The sequence below is a fragment of the Flavobacterium sp. 140616W15 genome (genome assembly GCF_003668995.1).
Classification (GTDB): Bacteria; Bacteroidota; Bacteroidia; order Flavobacteriales; family Flavobacteriaceae; genus Flavobacterium.
The window spans coordinates 3,099,338-3,116,127 of the sequence record NZ_CP033068.1 but is presented as its reverse complement, the minus strand read 5'-3'; the positions used below and the strand labels follow the sequence as shown (position 1 = coordinate 3,116,127).

Sequence of the window (16,790 nt, the reverse complement as noted above, 5' to 3'; positions counted from 1 at the left end):
AAATTCTAATCTTACTATGTAGTTGTGGTGTTTCGTCTCTTGATTCACATTCTTGTTATTCTTTTATTAATTTGCTTACTGAAATTTTTCCGCTTGACGATTTAATTTTTAAAATGTAAACCCCATTTACTTTTCCTGATAAATCAATTGTTAGTGCATTTGAGTTTATCTTCGATGAGGTTGCGTTCAAAATTAATTGTCCTGTAACGCTGTAAACAGTCACTTCATATTGTTCTGTATCTATTGAAGGAAGAGATATTGTAAATAGATCTTTGGATGGATTAGGATACACAGCGATTCCGTCAATTTTATTTTCTTTAATGTTTAATGTTGGACTATTATTGATTTTGAAATTATCAAACCAAACTCTGGTTCCATAACCCGATGTGTTTCTTACTTTAACCAAAACACTCGATTGGTTTTTTACTGCACTTAAATCTACGGTTTCACTTCTCCAATCAGAATCCTGTGTTGGTTTCCAGTCATTAGTTTCATTTGCTTGATTGGTAGCAGGATCATCCTGAATAGGAGGGGATACGGTTTGTAATTGCAATTGATTCTTAGAATATACATTTGTCCAGCTAACACCACAATCAGAAGATACCAAAATATCGATTTGATCAGGCGCAGGTGCAGGATCATAAGCGCTTAAATATTGCGTATATGCAAGGTCAAAATGCAAATGGGGTTTATCAGCAGTTGTAAAATCCATCGATTTTAAAATCAATTCATCGACCATTCCAGTTGGAGCATCGGCATTATTAATTACCAAGCAAGATAAATCTCCTTTACCTACATCGGTGCGTTGTTCCCATGTAATAGGATCTCCGTCTAGATTTAGAATTTGCCAATCTTGTTTTGGGAAAGCATCATTGAAATTCTCACTAACAGGTAAAGAGTTCTTGCCTTTTATTGTTACTGCGCTAGTTTTTAACATGCTTGTTCCTTGTCCATAAGTATTGGTCGCTACTAAAGTAACATCGTAAATCCCTGGAGTATTATATATTACTGTTGGGTTTCTGCTTGTAGAGGTTGCAGGTGTTCCTCCTGGGAAAGACCATAACCATGAAGTTGGCTCGCCAAAAGAAGCATCTGAGAACTGAACTGGCAAATCAGTACAAATCATAGAACTTGTAATATTAAAATCAGAATATGGTTTCTCTTTGCTATCAAAAATAAATTTTAAATTATCAATCCAAATTCTCGCTCCGTAACCAGATGTATTGACAAATTTAATTAGGACGTTAGAGTTTCCCTTAAAAGCGGTCAATGAAACTCTTTCAGCCCTCCAATCAGAATCTGATGTAGGGATCCAGTTATTGGCATCAGTACTTATAGCAGTTTCTAATACAGTATGAGTTTTAGAGTATAAGTTTGTCCAAGTAACTCCACAATCTTTAGAAATTAAAACATTCAAAACATCAGGACTATCCGCATCAAATTTTGCATAAGCTACATCAAAAGAAAAATCAGTCGCGCCTATAGCTAAATTTAAAGGATGTAGCGTAATTTCATCTACATCTCCTGTAGCATTATCAGCATTATTTATAATCATACAAGAAGAAGAGTTTCTGCCAGCAGCAGTACTTTTTTCCCATGTTAAATTTTCACTCAAATTAGTGATTTCCCAACCAGTTGGAGGAAATGTTCCTTCAAAAGTTTCTGTATAAGAGGTATTTGTTGGAGTAACTACTGTAATAAAGTTTGATTTGGTTACTGAAGTTCCTGTGCCTGATAGATTTGTTGTTGCTAAAGAAACCGCATAGGTTCCGTTTGTATTATACGTTACAGTTGGATTTTGTGCTGTCGAAGTTGCAGGGGTTCCGCCTGGAAAAGACCAGGACCAAGTAGTTGGATTTCCTGTAGAAGCATCTTTAAAAGGAACAACTAAGCTAGTGCAATTTGTTCTGGTAACAGCTGCGGAAAAATCAGATATAGGTGTCGAATTTTGAACAATGGCTACATTTACATTATCAATCCAAATACGAGTTCCATAACCAGATTTGTTTTTAAAACGAATAGTAACATTTGAATTTCCTACATAAGCATTGAGATCAACAATTTCTTTTCTCCAATTTTCGGCTTTTTTGGGAATCCAATTATTAGGAATAGCTATAGGAGTAGTCGTAGTTTCTAGATCAGTATGTGTTTTAGAATATACAGTTGTCCAATTAGTGCCACAGTCAGTAGAGACTTCAACGTCAAGAATATCCGGGCTTAAAGCATCAAATTTTGTGTAGGCAACGTCAAAATAGAGTTGACTATTTACTCCATTTGTAAAATTATAATAAGGAAGTTGTATGTAATCTAGTTCGCCAACAGTAGCATTATCAGCATTGTTCATCACCATGCATGCTGAGTCTCCATTTCCGGCATCGTTGCGTTTTTCCCATTGTAAATATGCATCTGCATCTGGATTGGTAATAGTCCATCCGTCTGGAGGAAAAGCTCCTGAAAAATTTTCTACCATATTTACAGTAGTTCTTTGGTCAACTTTTATATAGTTGATACTAGTTTTTGTATCGTTTCCTAATGCATTGGTTGATGTTAATGTTACTGTATATGTTCCAGGAGTTGCATAAGTAACAGTTGGGTTTATTGCTGAAGATGTAGCTGGTGTACCGCCTGCAAAAGTCCAGGTTCTAGAAGTTGGTATCCCTAAAGAAACATCATTAAAAGTTACACTTTTATTAGTACAAATAGCCGTTGTGCTCACAATAAATTTGGCTGTAGGAACGGCACTTATAACTCCTGTAGCTTCAAGATTACTGGCTTGCCACAATAAACCTCTTGGATATTTAGCAGTTGTCATATCATCTAACCAATAGGTCATTGCATTCGTTTGGTCTTTGGTAAACATAGATTGACAATTTACGTTATAGTCCATCAAATTCTCATAATTTGCAATAACACCGCAAGGATTTACTTTCGTTAAATCACAACCAAATCCCTGAGTTGTTGGTGGAGTATCTGCCATACCATCATTAATAGGGTCACAGCCATTTTGGAAAGTATGTTGTAAACCAAAATAATGACCAAATTCATGTGACATTTCTTTAGCAAATTGAAAACCCGCCTCTGATCCGCCTGTAGTACCTATATACCTATGGTTAAAAGTAACGTGAGGCACAACATCCTGAACTGGCAAGAAAGCATGACCAGAACCGTAAACACCATCAGATGGGTTGGGTTCATCAACAACAACTATATCTAGGTAATATTTTCCATTTTTCCCGTAATACATATAATCGTATATTTTTGGATCATATCCATCAGAAATACGTGCATTTGGGTGCCAATTCATACCGGGAGTTTCTAATATGTTACCATCTGGATCAACAGTGGCCAAAACAAATTGGATGTTCATTTTGCTTTTTACAGCTTGAAAGAGAGGATCTACAGTATTGTATGCAGGATACAAACCATTAAAATCTTTGTTGCAAATGTCTATTACATCATTGATTCGACTTTGCATTTGAGCTTTGGTATATGGAGTCCCAAGGTTAGCACCATCGCTTAAGATGTGAAATACTACAGGTATAATATAAGGAGCAGCATCTATTTTTTTGCCCAATTTAGCTTTTTTTGCAGTTTCAATTTTTGGTAGAGATTGTTTAAATAGATCCTGCTCTTTTTGGGATAGATTGGTTCCACATCCCATAATGGTCTGTGCAGAAGAATTTAATGCGTAGCCCAATAAAAACACAAATACTAAGTAATTTTTTTTCATAAAAAATAGGATTAATTTGTAATTAGCTTAGATTCAGCAAAGTCAATATCTATTTTTGAAAATTCGAAATTGATTTTATGTCGTGGTCTTAATCTTAGGCTAAATATTTTTTTGATAAAAGTACAGTAGTGAATTGTGGTTCATTTATATTATATTAACATTAAGTAGTGCTATATTATCTTATTTAATGTTAAAAAATATGTTTTTGTTTTGATATATTGGTTGTGTATGAGGTTTGTTCTTGTTTTTTGTGGTGAAAAGATATCGAAAATATAAGGTAGCATGAAGCCTTGTAGCGTTTTGCTACATCATAGGCTAAGTAACATCAGAATGATTTTTTAATTGGTGATTAAAGACTCAATTTCTAGGTAATATAATAATCGTTTGAGTTATTTTGTGGAGTTATTTTTTTGTCATTTAATTCTAATAGTGTGTTCTCAATCATTTGTGCCATGGTGTCTAGAGCAAGATCGTTAGGTTGAGTTCCAAAAGGATCTTCTAATTCATCAGCAATTGCTTCTATAGCGACATAAGTATAGGCAATAAAAACGATAGCAAAAGGAGTAACCCAGCCTAATGTTTCTACAAAACCAAAAGGAAGCATAAAACAGTAGATATAAACCGTTCGATGTAATAATACACTGTAAGTATATGGAATGGGAGTACTAGAAATTCTTTCGCAACCTCCAACAATATCAGAAAGTTTATTCAGATTTTCTTCAAAAGCCAATTGGGTAATGCTATCTAGTTTACCTTCATTTTTTGCTCTTTTCACCCAATTACCCAATTCTCTCAAAATAATAATAGGTTTAAAATGAACTTCCTTTAGGTTATTTGCAAAATCCTTAGAAACAAGACGAGTAATATCATCATTTGCATCGGTCTGTCTGAGTTGGTGTTTTAGAGAATAAACAAAAGCAATAAGTAAATTGATGAATTCTTCGCGTTTTTCATCATAGTCTGAACTGCTTATTAATGAATGACTTTGTCGAGCTAAAGATCTGGTATCATTAAGTAATGCTCCCCAAAGTTTTCTGCCTTCCCAAAATCGATCATAACTTACACTATTGCGAAATCCTAAGAAGATGGCAAGTGCTATCCCAAATAGAGTAAATATGTTTGGGTTAATATGAAGATTGTGCTCTAACAAAAAAGGTTTAAAGTACACTACTAATATTGAAAACAATAGCAATAATAGTAGTCTTGGCATAAGCTGAGGGAGAACAGAACCATGCCATTCGAACAACATTTTAAACCAATTGCTTTTTTTCTTTATAATCATTGGGCGAAATCTATCTGTTAATTACAAAAGTAATAATTATATAATTGAGTCTTTCTTAAGTTGAATGGTAAGTGTAGTTGAGGTTTATTATTTCTTGAGGTTTTGGGTGATAATTTAGAGTTTTAAAGGTAATACCTTTTGGCGAAAGTTGATACTTGTATCTTAAATAGTTGTAAATGAGGAGAGAGTGGAGTGTTTTTGTTTAAATGAATGGTATAATTTATTAAATTTGTTATTCATAAAAGACAATTTCACGGTAAGGTTAATAAAAATTAAAAATAGCATGAAAGTAATTGCAGAAACGGAACGACTAATTTTAAGAGAATTAGAATATACAGATGAAAATGATTTATTCGAGATGGATTCTGATCCCGAAGTTCATTTATACATTGAGAACAATCCAGTAAAAGAAATATCAGAAATTACCAAAGTGATAGAGATGCTTAAAAAGCAATACCAAGAAAATGGGATTGCACGTTGGGCTGTAGTCGACAAACAAACAAACGAATGTTTAGGCTGGTCAGGATTGAAATATTTTAATGAATCCCTAAATAAGCACAACAATTTTTATGAGCTTGGTTATAGGTTTAAGAAAAAACATTGGGGAAAAGGTTTTGCAACAGAAGCCGCAATTGCGATTTTAAACTATGGATTTTCAAACTTAAAAGTCGATTCGGTATTTGCAATTACAGATCCTAATAACTCAAATTCAAAAAAAGTCTTGACCAAGCTAGGTTTTGACTACCAAGAAACATTTGATTATGAGGGAGACATGACAGATTGGTTTGAATTGAAAAAAATAAATTGGGAGAAAAGTAAACCGACTATTAATGAATGATTTTGTGAAGCGAATGATAAAGTATCGCTTTACTTATGTCTTTTGATTTCTATTCACGAATTTATAAACTAGAGGAATAATAATGTAGAGCCAAAGTAGTGTTGAAAGGCTAAGAAATAGATCTCCTAAGGTTTTATGTCCTAATAATTTGATTAATGTGCCTATAATCAATCCAATGATTGCTATAAATAATATTTTTTTGTTATTCTTTTCCATTGAAATGATTTTATTGCAGAAGTTTATTTAAAATAAAAGTATGCTATTTAATTTTACATACAAATATCAAAGCGGTATCCTTCACAATATCAGATAATAAAATTTATGCCTCCTAAATAATAAACCCTTAAACAGTAACTGCTTAAGGGTTCGTTTAGGTAAGGATGCAGAGCGTTCTCTCTGCTGAATTGTAATCTATGGTCTATTTCTCCTGTTCTAAATTGTCAATAGCAGAAATCTGATCAAGAATATTTGTTTGGTTAGGCGAAACATAATTTTTCATCTCGATAGCATTTTCTTTCTTAAAAAGAAGGTCTAGTGCATTGTATAGTCTTAATAAAACCTCTTTGTCTTCTTTCTCAATCTCTAAAGCGGTGTTGAAATTAAAAACATAATTATTCGAATTGCGTACTTCTACTTTTATCGTTTTTGATGTGATTTTAAATTTAACTATATCCATGTTTTTTCTGTATTGCTTTATGACGCTACAAAGTTATTGTAATTATAATTAATTATATAAAATAGATCTCTTTAAAATTTAGAATTTGAGTTGTATATTCTTTTGGATTTGTAGGTGCGCTACCTGTGCTTTTACTATCTGATAAAAGATCAAAAAAAGAATTGCAAGGAAAAGCTTTTGCTGAACAACATGGGAATGTTACAAGTTTAGTTTTTAGGTAAAATTAAAATCTCAATAAAATCAATACTTCAGTCAATATAGCATTAAACAAAAAGATTTTTTTGTAGTCTTTTTATGTTAAATTATAAAAATTAACACGTAATTTGGTAGAAAAGTATTACTATTGTTTATTCAAAACAATATATACATGAAAAAAGCTATCTTTAATATAATAAGTTATTCTTTATCTTTATTTATTCTTTTTGTCTACTCTTGCAGTACTGAAGAGACTGTATCTAATCAAACCTTAGATGCTCAAACTTGGTTTAAAAAGTATGAAGCTGAAAGCCCAAATTTTGATTTATTCCAAAATTTAGAATACAATTGGAATCAAGCCAAAATGACAACCTCAGAAGACGGAACTGAAACTATTATTGTTCCTATTGTTGAGCGCAAAAAAAATGTATCAGAAATTTGGAAACAAAAATTGTATATTTATAAATTAAGTGCAAACAATTATCAAGCTGTAGTCTTTGAGATATTTCCCGATAAAAATTCAAAAATCAGTAGTCAATCAATAGACGGTGGCAATTTTAACGGATACATTGGTTCTTGGGATTTGAAAAATGGTTTTATAAAAGCAGCTCAATTTGAAAACAACAAAGTTGTTCAAGAAGGAATAATTGCAGTGTTATCATCTGCCAGTAACAATGAACAAAGCAAAATGGTAGCCGACCCTTGTTATTATTGTCCTGATGAAGAAGAACCAACTGGTGGTAGCGGTGGTTACCCAATACCTCTTAGAGAGGTTATAATTACATCTCCATCAGCACCACCATCGTTTCCTCCTATGACTTTTATCCCGCGTGGCCCCTCATATGGTGCGGTTGATCCACCCGAATATACAAATCCGCCTCGAGGAGGAGGGGGTGGTGGTTCAAGTTCAATAGGGAATACTGAAAACCCTTGCGACCAAATTAAAAAACAAAATGCAAATGCTAATTTTAAAGCTAAAATCGATGATTTAAAATCGAGAACTGCAAAATTAAATGAAGTAGGATATGCACAAAAAAAAGATGGTAGCTATGTAAAATTAGAAGATACTAAAGACCCTAATAAACAAAGCCTTGCTCCTGGAGACTATCTTGGTTCCATGCATACGCATGTAGACCCTTATCCATCAGGAAAGTATTACCCAGATGGCTCTCCTAAAATGATTAAACCTATTCCAATGTTTTCTCCTACAGATGTTCATCAGTTTTTAGTGTTCTTAAAAAACACTAAAACCAATAAAATACCACAAAAAGATATTTACAGCGTGATGGTTTCAAAAGACCTAACCTATGAATTGAAATTCACTGGAAACATTAATGATATACAAACAAATTTTAATCCTGATGATTTAACGGATGAATACCTTGAAGCAATATACGAATACAAGGAAGAAGTAGGTTTTTTGAAATTTTTAGAAGAAAATATAAAAATAAAAGGTATCGAATTATATGAAATAAAAAGCGATGGTACTTCAAACAAAAAAACTATAGGTCCCAATAACCAAGTAGATCCTATTCCATGTTAATAATTATAAAAACTTATCATATGAAAAAAATGCTAATTTTAACATTCTTCATAGGAATTACATTTTCCTGTCAAGCACAAATTTTACCCATAGAAAAGAAAATTGATTATATATCTTCTAGGGATGGTATTCCTGAAAGTGTTACTTATTTTAAAGATATCAATAATGTATTGGACAAATTTGTTGGCACTTGGAAAGGAATTTATGATGGTAAAAACTATGAATTTAGAGTTTCAAAAATTACAACCAAACCTAGGAGAGTTACAGAAGATAAGCTTGTAATGCGTTATCTTATAACAAATAGTAATGGGATTGTAATTGAAGATACTAGGGCGTTACCAGATTCTAGTCCCTATGTAATCAAAGGAAACTATATTGAAAAGAATACTTATTTTTTAACTTATATTGGTAAAAATGCAAAGTGTGGACAAAAAGGTACTCTCATGATTGATTTCTTAAAAGATAATAGTAATACAAAAATGAATTTGTTTTTCTCATCTTCAAGGGAAATAATTTATGAAAACGATTGTAGCGGATTTAAGCAAATTATGCCTTTAAAAGAAATCATTTTAACTAAGTAGAAACAAATTAAACATTCAATCCCCGAGTCATAAAGATTTGGGGATTTTAAAGGGTTTTGTTTAAGAATGAAAAACACAATAAAAACATTTGCAATTCTATTCTTGCTTTTAAGTTATGGCTGTAAAGCACAACAAATGGTACAGGCACCTAACGAGGCACATAAATTGAAGGAAAATGAGCAACAGTTCCTTAACAAGCCTTTAAAAAATCTGTTGAAAGAAATAAAACCTGAAATTAAAAATGTATCTGGTAATATAGATACTCCATCCTATTTTGTATATAGGTTCGTAGATAATGAAGAATTTAGTAAGGGAATATCAATAGGAAAAAAACCTTTAATATTATGTGTATACGTAAAAGAGCCTTTAGACTGGAAATTTGATGAAAGACCAAAAGGGACAGCATACCAATGGACAAAAGCAGATGTGGCTAAATACGGTAATCTTACAGTAATCAGAATTAGGGTAATTGGTAAAGATTAGTCAAGCAATTGAGTTCATTATAATTCTATAAAATGAAAAATATATTAACTTTAGGATTAATTATTCTCTCAATAATATCATGTAAAGCACAAGTACTACCTGTTGAAAACGTGGTGAACTATGTGAATTCAAAAGACGGCATCCCTAAAAATATTACTTCTATTAAAGACGTAAATCATCTTTTAGATAAATTTATAGGTACTTGGAAAGGAACTTACGATGGTAAAAATTACGAATTTAAAGTTTTAAAAATTACGGTGGATTTAGGTCGACTTACAGAGGAAAAGCTTGTAATGCGTTATCTCATAACAAATAGCAATGGGACAGTAATTGAAGACACGAGAACGTTACCAGATTCTAGCCCCTATGTAATCAGAGGATACTATCTTGAAGAGGACACTTATTTTTTAACTTATATTGGCAAAAATGCAAAATGTGGACAAAAAGGCACTCTCTTGATTGATTTCTTAAAAGATAATAGTAATACAAAAATGAATTTGTTTTTCTCACCTTCAAGGGAAATAATTTATGAAAACGATTGTAGCGGATTTAAGCAAATTATGCCTCTAACTGAGACTGTTTTAACGAAGCAATATTAAATTAAATAAATTCTCGTTCTAAAGATTTGGGGATTTTAATTGTTTTAAAAAACTTTATTTACAAATGAAAAATACAATAAAAACATTTACAATTCTATTCTTGCTGATAAATACTAATTGCAAAGCACAGCAAATGGTACAAACACCTAACGATGTAATTAAATTAAAAATAAATGAACAACAATTTATTAATAAGCCGTTAAAGAATCTACTTAAGGAAATAAAACCTGAGATAAAAACGGCTTTTGGAACGTTGAATCCTCTAGGTACCCCATCATATTTTTCTTTTATGTTTTTAAGCCCACAAGAACTAAAACAACACGTAAAAGGAAGAAAACATATAAATTTATTTGTATATGTGAAAGAGCCTGTGGATGAATGGAATCTTGGTAAAAGATCAAAAGAAATAGAGTTTCAATGGAGAAAAGAAGACCTTGAAAAATATGGCAACTTTACTGTAGTTAGAATCAAAGTTATTGAAAGAATAGAAGACTAGATATATAAGATTCCCAAGATCGTAAAAATTTGGGGACTTTAATGGTTTTAAAAACTTTGTTTATAAATGAAAAATATAATAAAGACCTTTGCAATTCTATTCTTGCTTCTAAGTTATAGCTGCAAAGCGCAACAAATGGTTCAAAATACAAAAGATGTTTCTAAACTAAAAACAGATGAGCAACAATTTATTAATAAACCTTTAAAAAATCTTCTTAAGGAAATAAAACCAGAAATTAAAACAGCAGATGCTACTAATGATAATCCCTACTATTTTAGTTTTAAATTTAGAACATTGGAACAACGAAAAAAAAATGAGGGAAGTAAAGAAGATGCTGTATCTCTTTTTGTCTACGTAAAAACTCCAATTGATTGGAAATATGAAGAAAGACCTAAAGGTAAAGAGTTAATGTGGACAAAAGAAGACGTAGAGAAATATGGTAACCTTACTGTAGTTGCAATCAAAGTTATTGAGCATTGAACGAATAGAAGATAAAAAAAACCTTTGTTTAAAAATGAAAAACTTAATAAAAACATTTGCAATTTTATATTTACTTATAACCTATAGTTGCAAAGCACAGCAAATGGTACAAACACCTAACGATGCAATTAAATTAAAAATAAATGAACAACAGTTTATAAATAAGCCATTGAAAAATTTGTTAGTACAAATAAAGCCTGAAATAAAAATGGCTTTTGGTACACTGGAAATGCCTTCCTATTTTTCTTTTAGATTTATAAGCTCAGAAGAACTAAAACAAAAAGTAAAAGGAAGGAAGCTTATTGGTTTATATGTATATGTAAAGGAAGATATTAAAGAATGGAATAATGGTACAAGACCAAAAGAAAAAGAGTTTATATGGACAAAAGAAGATTTGGAAAAATATGGTAACTACACTGTTGTTAGAATCAAAGTCATTGAAAGAATAGAAGATTAAATATATAAGATTCCCCAGGTCGTCGTAAAGATTCAGGGATTTTAATTGTTTTAAAAACCTTTGTTTATAAATGAAAAATATGATAAAAACATTTGCAATTCTATTTTTATTAATAAATCCTAATTGCAAAGCACAGCAGTTGGTACAAGCGCCTAATGATGCTTATAAATTAAAAACAAATGAACAGCTGTTTCTAAACAAACCCCTTAAAAATTTGCTAGCACAGATAAAACCTGAAATAAAATTTGTCTTAGGTACTGTTGATTCCCCATCTTATTTTTCTTTTAGATTCATAACTCGTGAAGAATTGAGTCGTAAATCAATAGATGATAAAATATTAGGGTTATATGTATATGTAAAAGAGCCTTTAGACTGGGATTTTGATAAAAGACCTAAAGGAAAAGAATATGAATGGACAAAAGCAGATGTAGCAAAGTATGGAAATCTTACAGTAATTCGAATCAAAGTTATTGGTAAGAATTAAATAGAAAACCTTTTAATGCTAAAATTTATATAATTTCAAAATTCTTTGTTTATAAATGAAAAACACAATAAAAACATTTGCAATTCTATTCTTGCTGATAAATACTAATTGCAAAGCACAACAAATGGTACAAACTACAAAAGATGTTTCTAAACTAAAAACAAATGAACAACAATTTATTAATAAGCCGTTAAAGAATCTACTTAAGGAAATAAAACCTGAGATAAAAATAGGTTATGGAAGCAATGATGAAGGTCATTCCTATTTTTCTTTTAGATTTACAACATTCGAGCAAAGAGAAAAAAAACAAGGAAGTAAAGAAGATCGTGTCTCGTTATATGTTTATGTAAAAGAAGGTCCTATTGACTGGGATTTTGATAAAAGACCTATAGGAAAAGAATACGAATGGACAAAAGAAGATTTAGTAAAATACGGCAATCTTACAGTAATTCGAATTAAAATAATTCAATCAGCACAAGATTAAAAAAATTAAACATTCAATCCCCGAGTCATAAAGATTTGGGGATTTCTATTAAAAAGATCATAGAATGAAAAGAAAGATAATATACTCAATTTTGTTGCTACTGCTTATTTCTAACAATGCAAAATCACAAATTTTGAAGGATAGTTTATATGGGAATGTGAAAAGGTTAAGTGAAAAAGTAATTTTTTTAACTAAAAAAGAAAATCCGCAATTAATGTATTATGACGATTACGGGCATTACGGTTTTATGGGACCTCAATCAACTATTTATAATTTTCGTAACCTTTGGTTTTCTTCACCATTGTGCTATTATTTAAATTACAAACGAGATTTTGACAAAAAAAGAAGAGTAGTAAATGAGATATGGTTTGATAAAAAAAATGATTTTATAAATTCTTATCGATATGTTTATGATAAAAAAGAGAGATTGATAAGTGCAATTGATTCCTCTAAATATTCAACAGCAACAGAGAATTATTATTATACAGATAATGGGGATGAAAATATCATTAGAGAGAATTTAAGTTATAACTCGTTTTCTCATACCTATAAAAAAAATAAAGACGGGAAAATTATGCTTTTAAAAAAATATGATGAGAATGGTGTAATTGATGAATATAGGTATCACTATACGGAAAATGATAAGTTAAAATATAGATTGTACAAAAATCCCAATAATTGGAAAAAAGAAAATGATAAATCTTTTTCTTATGGGGTGCAAGATTCAGTTGGAAGAACATATAAAGATTTAATCAACGAATATGATGATAAAAATAGACTCATTAAACGCCAAACATTCGGTTTGTATGAGGATGAAAAATATCAAAATCCAGTCTTAACAAATGAACGGATATATAAATATCAAAATGATAGTATTATTGGAATTACAGAATATTCTCGAGGAGCCAGTTTTATCACTTATTTACACCTTAAAAGGGATAATTTTGATAGATTGATTGAAAGATATTGTTGTAATAAAGAAATCTCTCAAGCATCAATAATTGAAAAATACTTCTACAAAAACAATAAAATAGCAACTCTGGATTATGCTGTGAGATCGGATAACCATAAAAGAAAAATGGATAAATCTCATATTGTCTTCACCTACAAATTAGACGGTCAAAATAACTGGATTGAAATTATTAAAAATGTAAATGGAGTCGATCTGTACAAATGGACTAGAGAAATTGAGTATTATTAAACGATTGATAATGCTTTAAAATTCGTTTATATACGTATTCTTTCGTAAGTAATATTAGTTTAACCCGTTGCGTGTAATTATTTGCAGTAAAATAAATTGATTTATATATTTAATTGCCTTCTCAATAATATCATGTAAAGCACAAGTGCTACCTGTTGAAAACGTGGTGGACTATGTAAAGCTTTTTAACCTAAATCTGCAAAATGAAAAATTATTACTTGTCTTGGTATTTATCTCTTTTTAAGCGCTTGCTCAAATGATGATGTAAACTAATACGTATTTATTATTCTATAAACGCAAAATATGATGCTCAGATTCTGTAATTCCCAACATTATTTCGTCCAAAAAGAAAAGCATTTTTGTCATATTTGTTTAAATCGGATAAATCATCAATTAATATTTGAGGTAATATCTTGAATTTTTGATTTGTTGTTTTGGTTTTAAGTCAATTTTTTTGTCAACTAAATCAATATCGCTTATTGTTAGCCTACAATACTCAACTGATCTTAGGGGATTACAGGGTGTAAAATTTACAAATAAGAGCATTTAAGGGGCGTTATTCTGCATGTAATCGAAGATTGCATCTTCTTCTTTTGTGGAATAACTTTTATTATGCTCTGGCTTTGCTTTTAAAATATTGACATTAGTGATGAAGTAGGTTGCAATTATTTAATTTTCTTCAAAAACTTGGAATATTCCTTAGATATCTATTCTTGTATTATTTCTATGATTTATTCTCTCAAGTACTTCATATCAAATAAGCGATAACTGTTTTTTTCTGTTACTGAAGTAATATTTCTTTTTTCAAATTCATTTGAGTTAAATCAAAGGTCGAATTTCAGGATTCTATTTTTAAAGTTTAGATATGCAACTCGTTTTAAAGATTGTTCTTCTATTTCCTATACAGCACGTCAAATTCCGACTTAGATAATTGAATAACAGAATCATTTTATGCTCGAATTTCTGTAGCGTTCACACTTCAATAGTTCAATTTTAAAGTTTCTGTAAAAGATTTTCGTAATTTAATCCCAATAAAAAACCCTTAAACAATTGTTGTTTAAGGGTTTGTTTTGGTAGCGAGACCGAGATTTGAACTCGGGACCTCAGGGTTATGAATCCTGCGCTCTAACCAACTGAGCTATCTCGCCATTTGGCAGTAAGAGTATGTCTCTCATTGCGGGTGCAAATATATGAATTAATTTAGATTTGACAAGCGTAAAGTGAAGAAAAAAAAATATTTTTAAAAAATTGTTTTTTACGGAGATATATTCTTATATTTCCGAAAAATTAAATCTGGCACATGGATCTAAAAGTACGTTACGAAATTGAGTTTCCTATAAATTCATCTCCGCAGTTGTTATATCAATATATATCTACACCATCAGGACTATCTGAATGGTTTGCAGATAATGTAAACTCGCGTGGAGAGTTTTTTACTTTCATCTGGAATGATTCTCAGGAAAAAGCACGTTTAGCATCCAAGAAAACGGGCGAAAAAGTTAAGTTCAAATGGGTTGACGAAAGCAGCAAAGACACAGAGTATTTCTTTGAATTGCATATTCTCGTAGACGAAATAACTAAAGATGTTTCGCTTATGGTAGTCGATTTTGCCGAAAAAGATGAGCTTGGAGAAGCAAAACAATTATGGGAAAATCAAATTTCCGATCTTAAACATCTTATTGGATCAGTTTAGTAAAAGTCTATTTTATAACTTATATTTGCCCTGAACAAAATTCAGGGTTTTTTTATGATTAATTTTAACGGAAATATAGTAGCACAGAACGACAATTTACTAATTCAAAATCGCGCTTTTTTATATGGAGATGGTGTTTTTGAAACCTTTAAAGTAGTAAACAATAAAGTTCTTTTTATTGAAGATCATTATTTTAGACTAATGTCTTCAATGCGAGTAGTTCGAATGGAGATTCCAATGAACTTTACAATGGAATATCTAGAAGAACAAATACTTTCGTTGCTTAATTATAATTCAATTTCTGATTCGGCTAGAGCTAGAATTACAGTATATCGCAATGATGGTGGATATTATCTGCCACAAAATAATACAGTTTCGTTCTTAATTCATGCAATTGCCTTAGATAATAAAGAATATCAAGTAAGCGAGAATCAATATGAAGTTGATTTGTACAAAGATTTTTATGTTACCAAGCAATTATTGTCATCAATTAAGACAACTAACAAAATTATAAATGTTACAGGAAGTATTTTTGCAAACGAAAACGGACTGGATAATTGTATTTTACTAAACGATAGTAAGAATGTTGTTGAAGCATTACAAGGGAATTTGTTTATGCTGTTAGGTAATAAGTTAATTACGCCACCAGTATCTGAAGGATGTTTGAATGGAGTAATGCGTAAGCAAATACTAGCATTAGCCAAAAAACTAAGTGACATAGAAGTTGTAGAAGAACCAATATCGCCGTTTGATTTACAAAAAGCCGACGAATTGTTTCTTACTAATGTGATAAAAGGAATTCAGCCAATAACTAAATACCGTAAAAAAGAGTTTACAACTAAATTATCAGGGGTGTTAACGCAAAAACTTAATGAAAGTATTGCTTAAATATTAGTTGAGGTACGGATTCTCTGGTGCATTAGACCAAATGAGATAATCTCCTCCTAGTTCGATAATTTGTTGTTTCCAAAAATGTGTTGGTGATTTTCCGATAATTTTATTTTTATAATTATTATCAGCTATAATCCAGGAATTATTCTGCATTTCTGTTTCTAATTGATGTTCATCCCAGCCAGTGTAACCCAAAAAGAAACGTATGTTGTTCTTGTTGATTGCACCGCTGTTAATTAGGTCTTTTGTGGATTCAAAATCTCCTCCCCAATATATTCCGTTTGAAATCTCAATACTATTTGGGATTAAATCGGGTATATTATGGATGAAATAAAGATTATCCTGCTCTACTGGACCACCATTATAGATTCTGAATGTGGCCTGGATTTCTGGAATTAAGTCATTAATGGTGTATTTTAGTGGCTTATTTATGATGAAACCTATCGAGCCTTCTTCGTTGTGATCTGCTAATAAGATCACTGATCTATTAAATGATAAGTCTCCAATTATAGAAGGCTCAGCAATAAGTAGGTGTCCTTTTTTTAATTTTTCTGAAATCATATCGTTACAATTTTTATTAAATTTAAGAATAAATTTTTTAAAATCGTAAATAAAATCGTCAAAGAGCAAAAAAAAACCCTCCATATGGAAGGTTTTAATTATATTAAAAGCGTATG

General features: G+C 30.8%; 17 protein-coding genes and 1 tRNA gene. 13 read left to right on the top strand and 5 right to left on the bottom strand.

All coding sequences use genetic code 11. From position 1 onward, the window contains the following. Window positions 1–55: 55 nt before the first annotated feature. Both EAG11_RS21955 and EAG11_RS13450 read right to left on the bottom strand, forming a co-directional pair. Complete coding sequence (locus EAG11_RS21955; protein ID WP_207209599.1) at window positions 56–3,730, bottom strand: PKD domain-containing protein; 3,675 nt, start codon at window positions 3,728–3,730, stop codon at window positions 56–58. 364 nt (window positions 3,731–4,094) lie between these two features. Then, complete coding sequence (locus EAG11_RS13450; RefSeq protein WP_129539625.1) at window positions 4,095–5,012, bottom strand: bestrophin family protein; 918 nt, start codon at window positions 5,010–5,012, stop codon at window positions 4,095–4,097. A 283-nt stretch (window positions 5,013–5,295) separates the two neighbouring features. Here EAG11_RS13450 and EAG11_RS13445 point away from each other — a divergent pair, with 283 nt between their 5' ends. Further along, the gene (locus tag EAG11_RS13445; protein ID WP_129539624.1) at window positions 5,296–5,850 is read left to right on the top strand and encodes a GNAT family N-acetyltransferase; all 555 of its coding nucleotides are present in this window, start codon (window positions 5,296–5,298) and stop codon (window positions 5,848–5,850) included. 418 nt (window positions 5,851–6,268) lie between these two features. On the opposite strand, the gene EAG11_RS13435 is transcribed toward EAG11_RS13445, so the two are convergent. Next, the gene (locus EAG11_RS13435) at window positions 6,269–6,526 is read right to left on the bottom strand and encodes a hypothetical protein (RefSeq protein WP_129539622.1); all 258 of its coding nucleotides are present in this window, start codon (window positions 6,524–6,526) and stop codon (window positions 6,269–6,271) included. A 367-nt stretch (window positions 6,527–6,893) separates the two neighbouring features. Between EAG11_RS13435 and EAG11_RS13430 the strand changes: the two genes are divergently transcribed. The 10 genes from EAG11_RS13430 to EAG11_RS13385 all read left to right on the top strand — a co-directional run bounded on the left by EAG11_RS13430 (window position 6,894) and on the right by EAG11_RS13385 (window position 13,529). Next, entirely contained in the window at window positions 6,894–8,264 is a 1,371-nt protein-coding gene (locus EAG11_RS13430) for a hypothetical protein (RefSeq protein WP_129539621.1), read from the top strand. A 20-nt stretch (window positions 8,265–8,284) separates the two neighbouring features. Further along, entirely contained in the window at window positions 8,285–8,845 is a 561-nt protein-coding gene (locus EAG11_RS13425) for a DUF6705 family protein (protein ID WP_129539620.1), read from the top strand. 66 nt (window positions 8,846–8,911) lie between these two features. After that, the gene (locus tag EAG11_RS13420) at window positions 8,912–9,328 is read left to right on the top strand and encodes a hypothetical protein (RefSeq protein WP_129539619.1); all 417 of its coding nucleotides are present in this window, start codon (window positions 8,912–8,914) and stop codon (window positions 9,326–9,328) included. Window positions 9,329–9,360: 32 nt separating this feature from the next. Beyond that, entirely contained in the window at window positions 9,361–9,927 is a 567-nt protein-coding gene (locus tag EAG11_RS13415) for a DUF6705 family protein (RefSeq protein WP_129539618.1), read from the top strand. 64 nt (window positions 9,928–9,991) lie between these two features. Then, the gene (locus EAG11_RS13410; protein WP_129539617.1) at window positions 9,992–10,423 is read left to right on the top strand and encodes a hypothetical protein; all 432 of its coding nucleotides are present in this window, start codon (window positions 9,992–9,994) and stop codon (window positions 10,421–10,423) included. A 66-nt stretch (window positions 10,424–10,489) separates the two neighbouring features. After that, the gene (locus EAG11_RS13405) at window positions 10,490–10,903 is read left to right on the top strand and encodes a hypothetical protein (protein WP_129539616.1); all 414 of its coding nucleotides are present in this window, start codon (window positions 10,490–10,492) and stop codon (window positions 10,901–10,903) included. A 34-nt stretch (window positions 10,904–10,937) separates the two neighbouring features. After that, entirely contained in the window at window positions 10,938–11,360 is a 423-nt protein-coding gene (locus EAG11_RS13400; RefSeq protein ID WP_129539615.1) for a hypothetical protein, read from the top strand. A gap of 70 nt (window positions 11,361–11,430) precedes the next feature. After that, entirely contained in the window at window positions 11,431–11,844 is a 414-nt protein-coding gene (locus EAG11_RS13395) for a hypothetical protein (RefSeq protein WP_129539614.1), read from the top strand. Between the two features lie 55 nt (window positions 11,845–11,899). Further along, entirely contained in the window at window positions 11,900–12,328 is a 429-nt protein-coding gene (locus EAG11_RS13390) for a hypothetical protein (protein ID WP_129539613.1), read from the top strand. 64 nt (window positions 12,329–12,392) lie between these two features. Then, entirely contained in the window at window positions 12,393–13,529 is a 1,137-nt protein-coding gene (locus EAG11_RS13385) for a hypothetical protein (RefSeq protein ID WP_129539612.1), read from the top strand. Window positions 13,530–14,600: 1,071 nt separating this feature from the next. On the opposite strand, the gene EAG11_RS13380 is transcribed toward EAG11_RS13385, so the two are convergent. Then, window positions 14,601–14,677, bottom strand: a tRNA-Met gene (locus EAG11_RS13380). Between the two features lie 152 nt (window positions 14,678–14,829). Between EAG11_RS13380 and EAG11_RS13375 the strand changes: the two genes are divergently transcribed. Together EAG11_RS13375 and EAG11_RS13370 are read left to right on the top strand one after the other, a co-directional pair. Continuing rightward, complete coding sequence (locus EAG11_RS13375) at window positions 14,830–15,222, top strand: START-like domain-containing protein (protein WP_035620801.1); 393 nt, start codon at window positions 14,830–14,832, stop codon at window positions 15,220–15,222. A 54-nt stretch (window positions 15,223–15,276) separates the two neighbouring features. Next, window positions 15,277–16,110, top strand: coding sequence for an aminotransferase class IV (locus EAG11_RS13370; RefSeq protein ID WP_129539611.1), 834 nt, complete (start codon window positions 15,277–15,279; stop codon window positions 16,108–16,110). Window positions 16,111–16,113: 3 nt separating this feature from the next. On the opposite strand, the gene EAG11_RS13365 is transcribed toward EAG11_RS13370, so the two are convergent. Then, window positions 16,114–16,674: a YqgE/AlgH family protein gene (locus EAG11_RS13365; RefSeq protein ID WP_129539610.1), complete on the bottom strand. Its 561-nt coding sequence runs from the start codon at window positions 16,672–16,674 to the stop codon at window positions 16,114–16,116. Window positions 16,675–16,790 lie beyond the last annotated feature (116 nt).

Bases quoted from the DNA above. Each gene is read 5' to 3' on its own strand.
- EAG11_RS21955 (WP_207209599.1), bottom strand. From the start codon at position 3,730: ATGAAAAAAAATTACTTAGTATTTGTGTTTTTATTGGGCTACGCATTA.
- EAG11_RS13450 (WP_129539625.1), bottom strand. From the start codon at position 5,012: ATGATTATAAAGAAAAAAAGCAATTGGTTTAAAATGTTGTTCGAATGG.
- EAG11_RS13445 (WP_129539624.1), top strand. From the start codon at position 5,296: ATGAAAGTAATTGCAGAAACGGAACGACTAATTTTAAGAGAATTAGAA.
- EAG11_RS13435 (WP_129539622.1), bottom strand. From the start codon at position 6,526: ATGGATATAGTTAAATTTAAAATCACATCAAAAACGATAAAAGTAGAA.
- EAG11_RS13430 (WP_129539621.1), top strand. From the start codon at position 6,894: ATGAAAAAAGCTATCTTTAATATAATAAGTTATTCTTTATCTTTATTT.
- EAG11_RS13425 (WP_129539620.1), top strand. From the start codon at position 8,285: ATGAAAAAAATGCTAATTTTAACATTCTTCATAGGAATTACATTTTCC.
- EAG11_RS13420 (WP_129539619.1), top strand. From the start codon at position 8,912: ATGAAAAACACAATAAAAACATTTGCAATTCTATTCTTGCTTTTAAGT.
- EAG11_RS13415 (WP_129539618.1), top strand. From the start codon at position 9,361: ATGAAAAATATATTAACTTTAGGATTAATTATTCTCTCAATAATATCA.
- EAG11_RS13410 (WP_129539617.1), top strand. From the start codon at position 9,992: ATGAAAAATACAATAAAAACATTTACAATTCTATTCTTGCTGATAAAT.
- EAG11_RS13405 (WP_129539616.1), top strand. From the start codon at position 10,490: ATGAAAAATATAATAAAGACCTTTGCAATTCTATTCTTGCTTCTAAGT.
- EAG11_RS13400 (WP_129539615.1), top strand. From the start codon at position 10,938: ATGAAAAACTTAATAAAAACATTTGCAATTTTATATTTACTTATAACC.
- EAG11_RS13395 (WP_129539614.1), top strand. From the start codon at position 11,431: ATGAAAAATATGATAAAAACATTTGCAATTCTATTTTTATTAATAAAT.
- EAG11_RS13390 (WP_129539613.1), top strand. From the start codon at position 11,900: ATGAAAAACACAATAAAAACATTTGCAATTCTATTCTTGCTGATAAAT.
- EAG11_RS13385 (WP_129539612.1), top strand. From the start codon at position 12,393: ATGAAAAGAAAGATAATATACTCAATTTTGTTGCTACTGCTTATTTCT.
- EAG11_RS13375 (WP_035620801.1), top strand. From the start codon at position 14,830: ATGGATCTAAAAGTACGTTACGAAATTGAGTTTCCTATAAATTCATCT.
- EAG11_RS13370 (WP_129539611.1), top strand. From the start codon at position 15,277: ATGATTAATTTTAACGGAAATATAGTAGCACAGAACGACAATTTACTA.
- EAG11_RS13365 (WP_129539610.1), bottom strand. From the start codon at position 16,674: ATGATTTCAGAAAAATTAAAAAAAGGACACCTACTTATTGCTGAGCCT.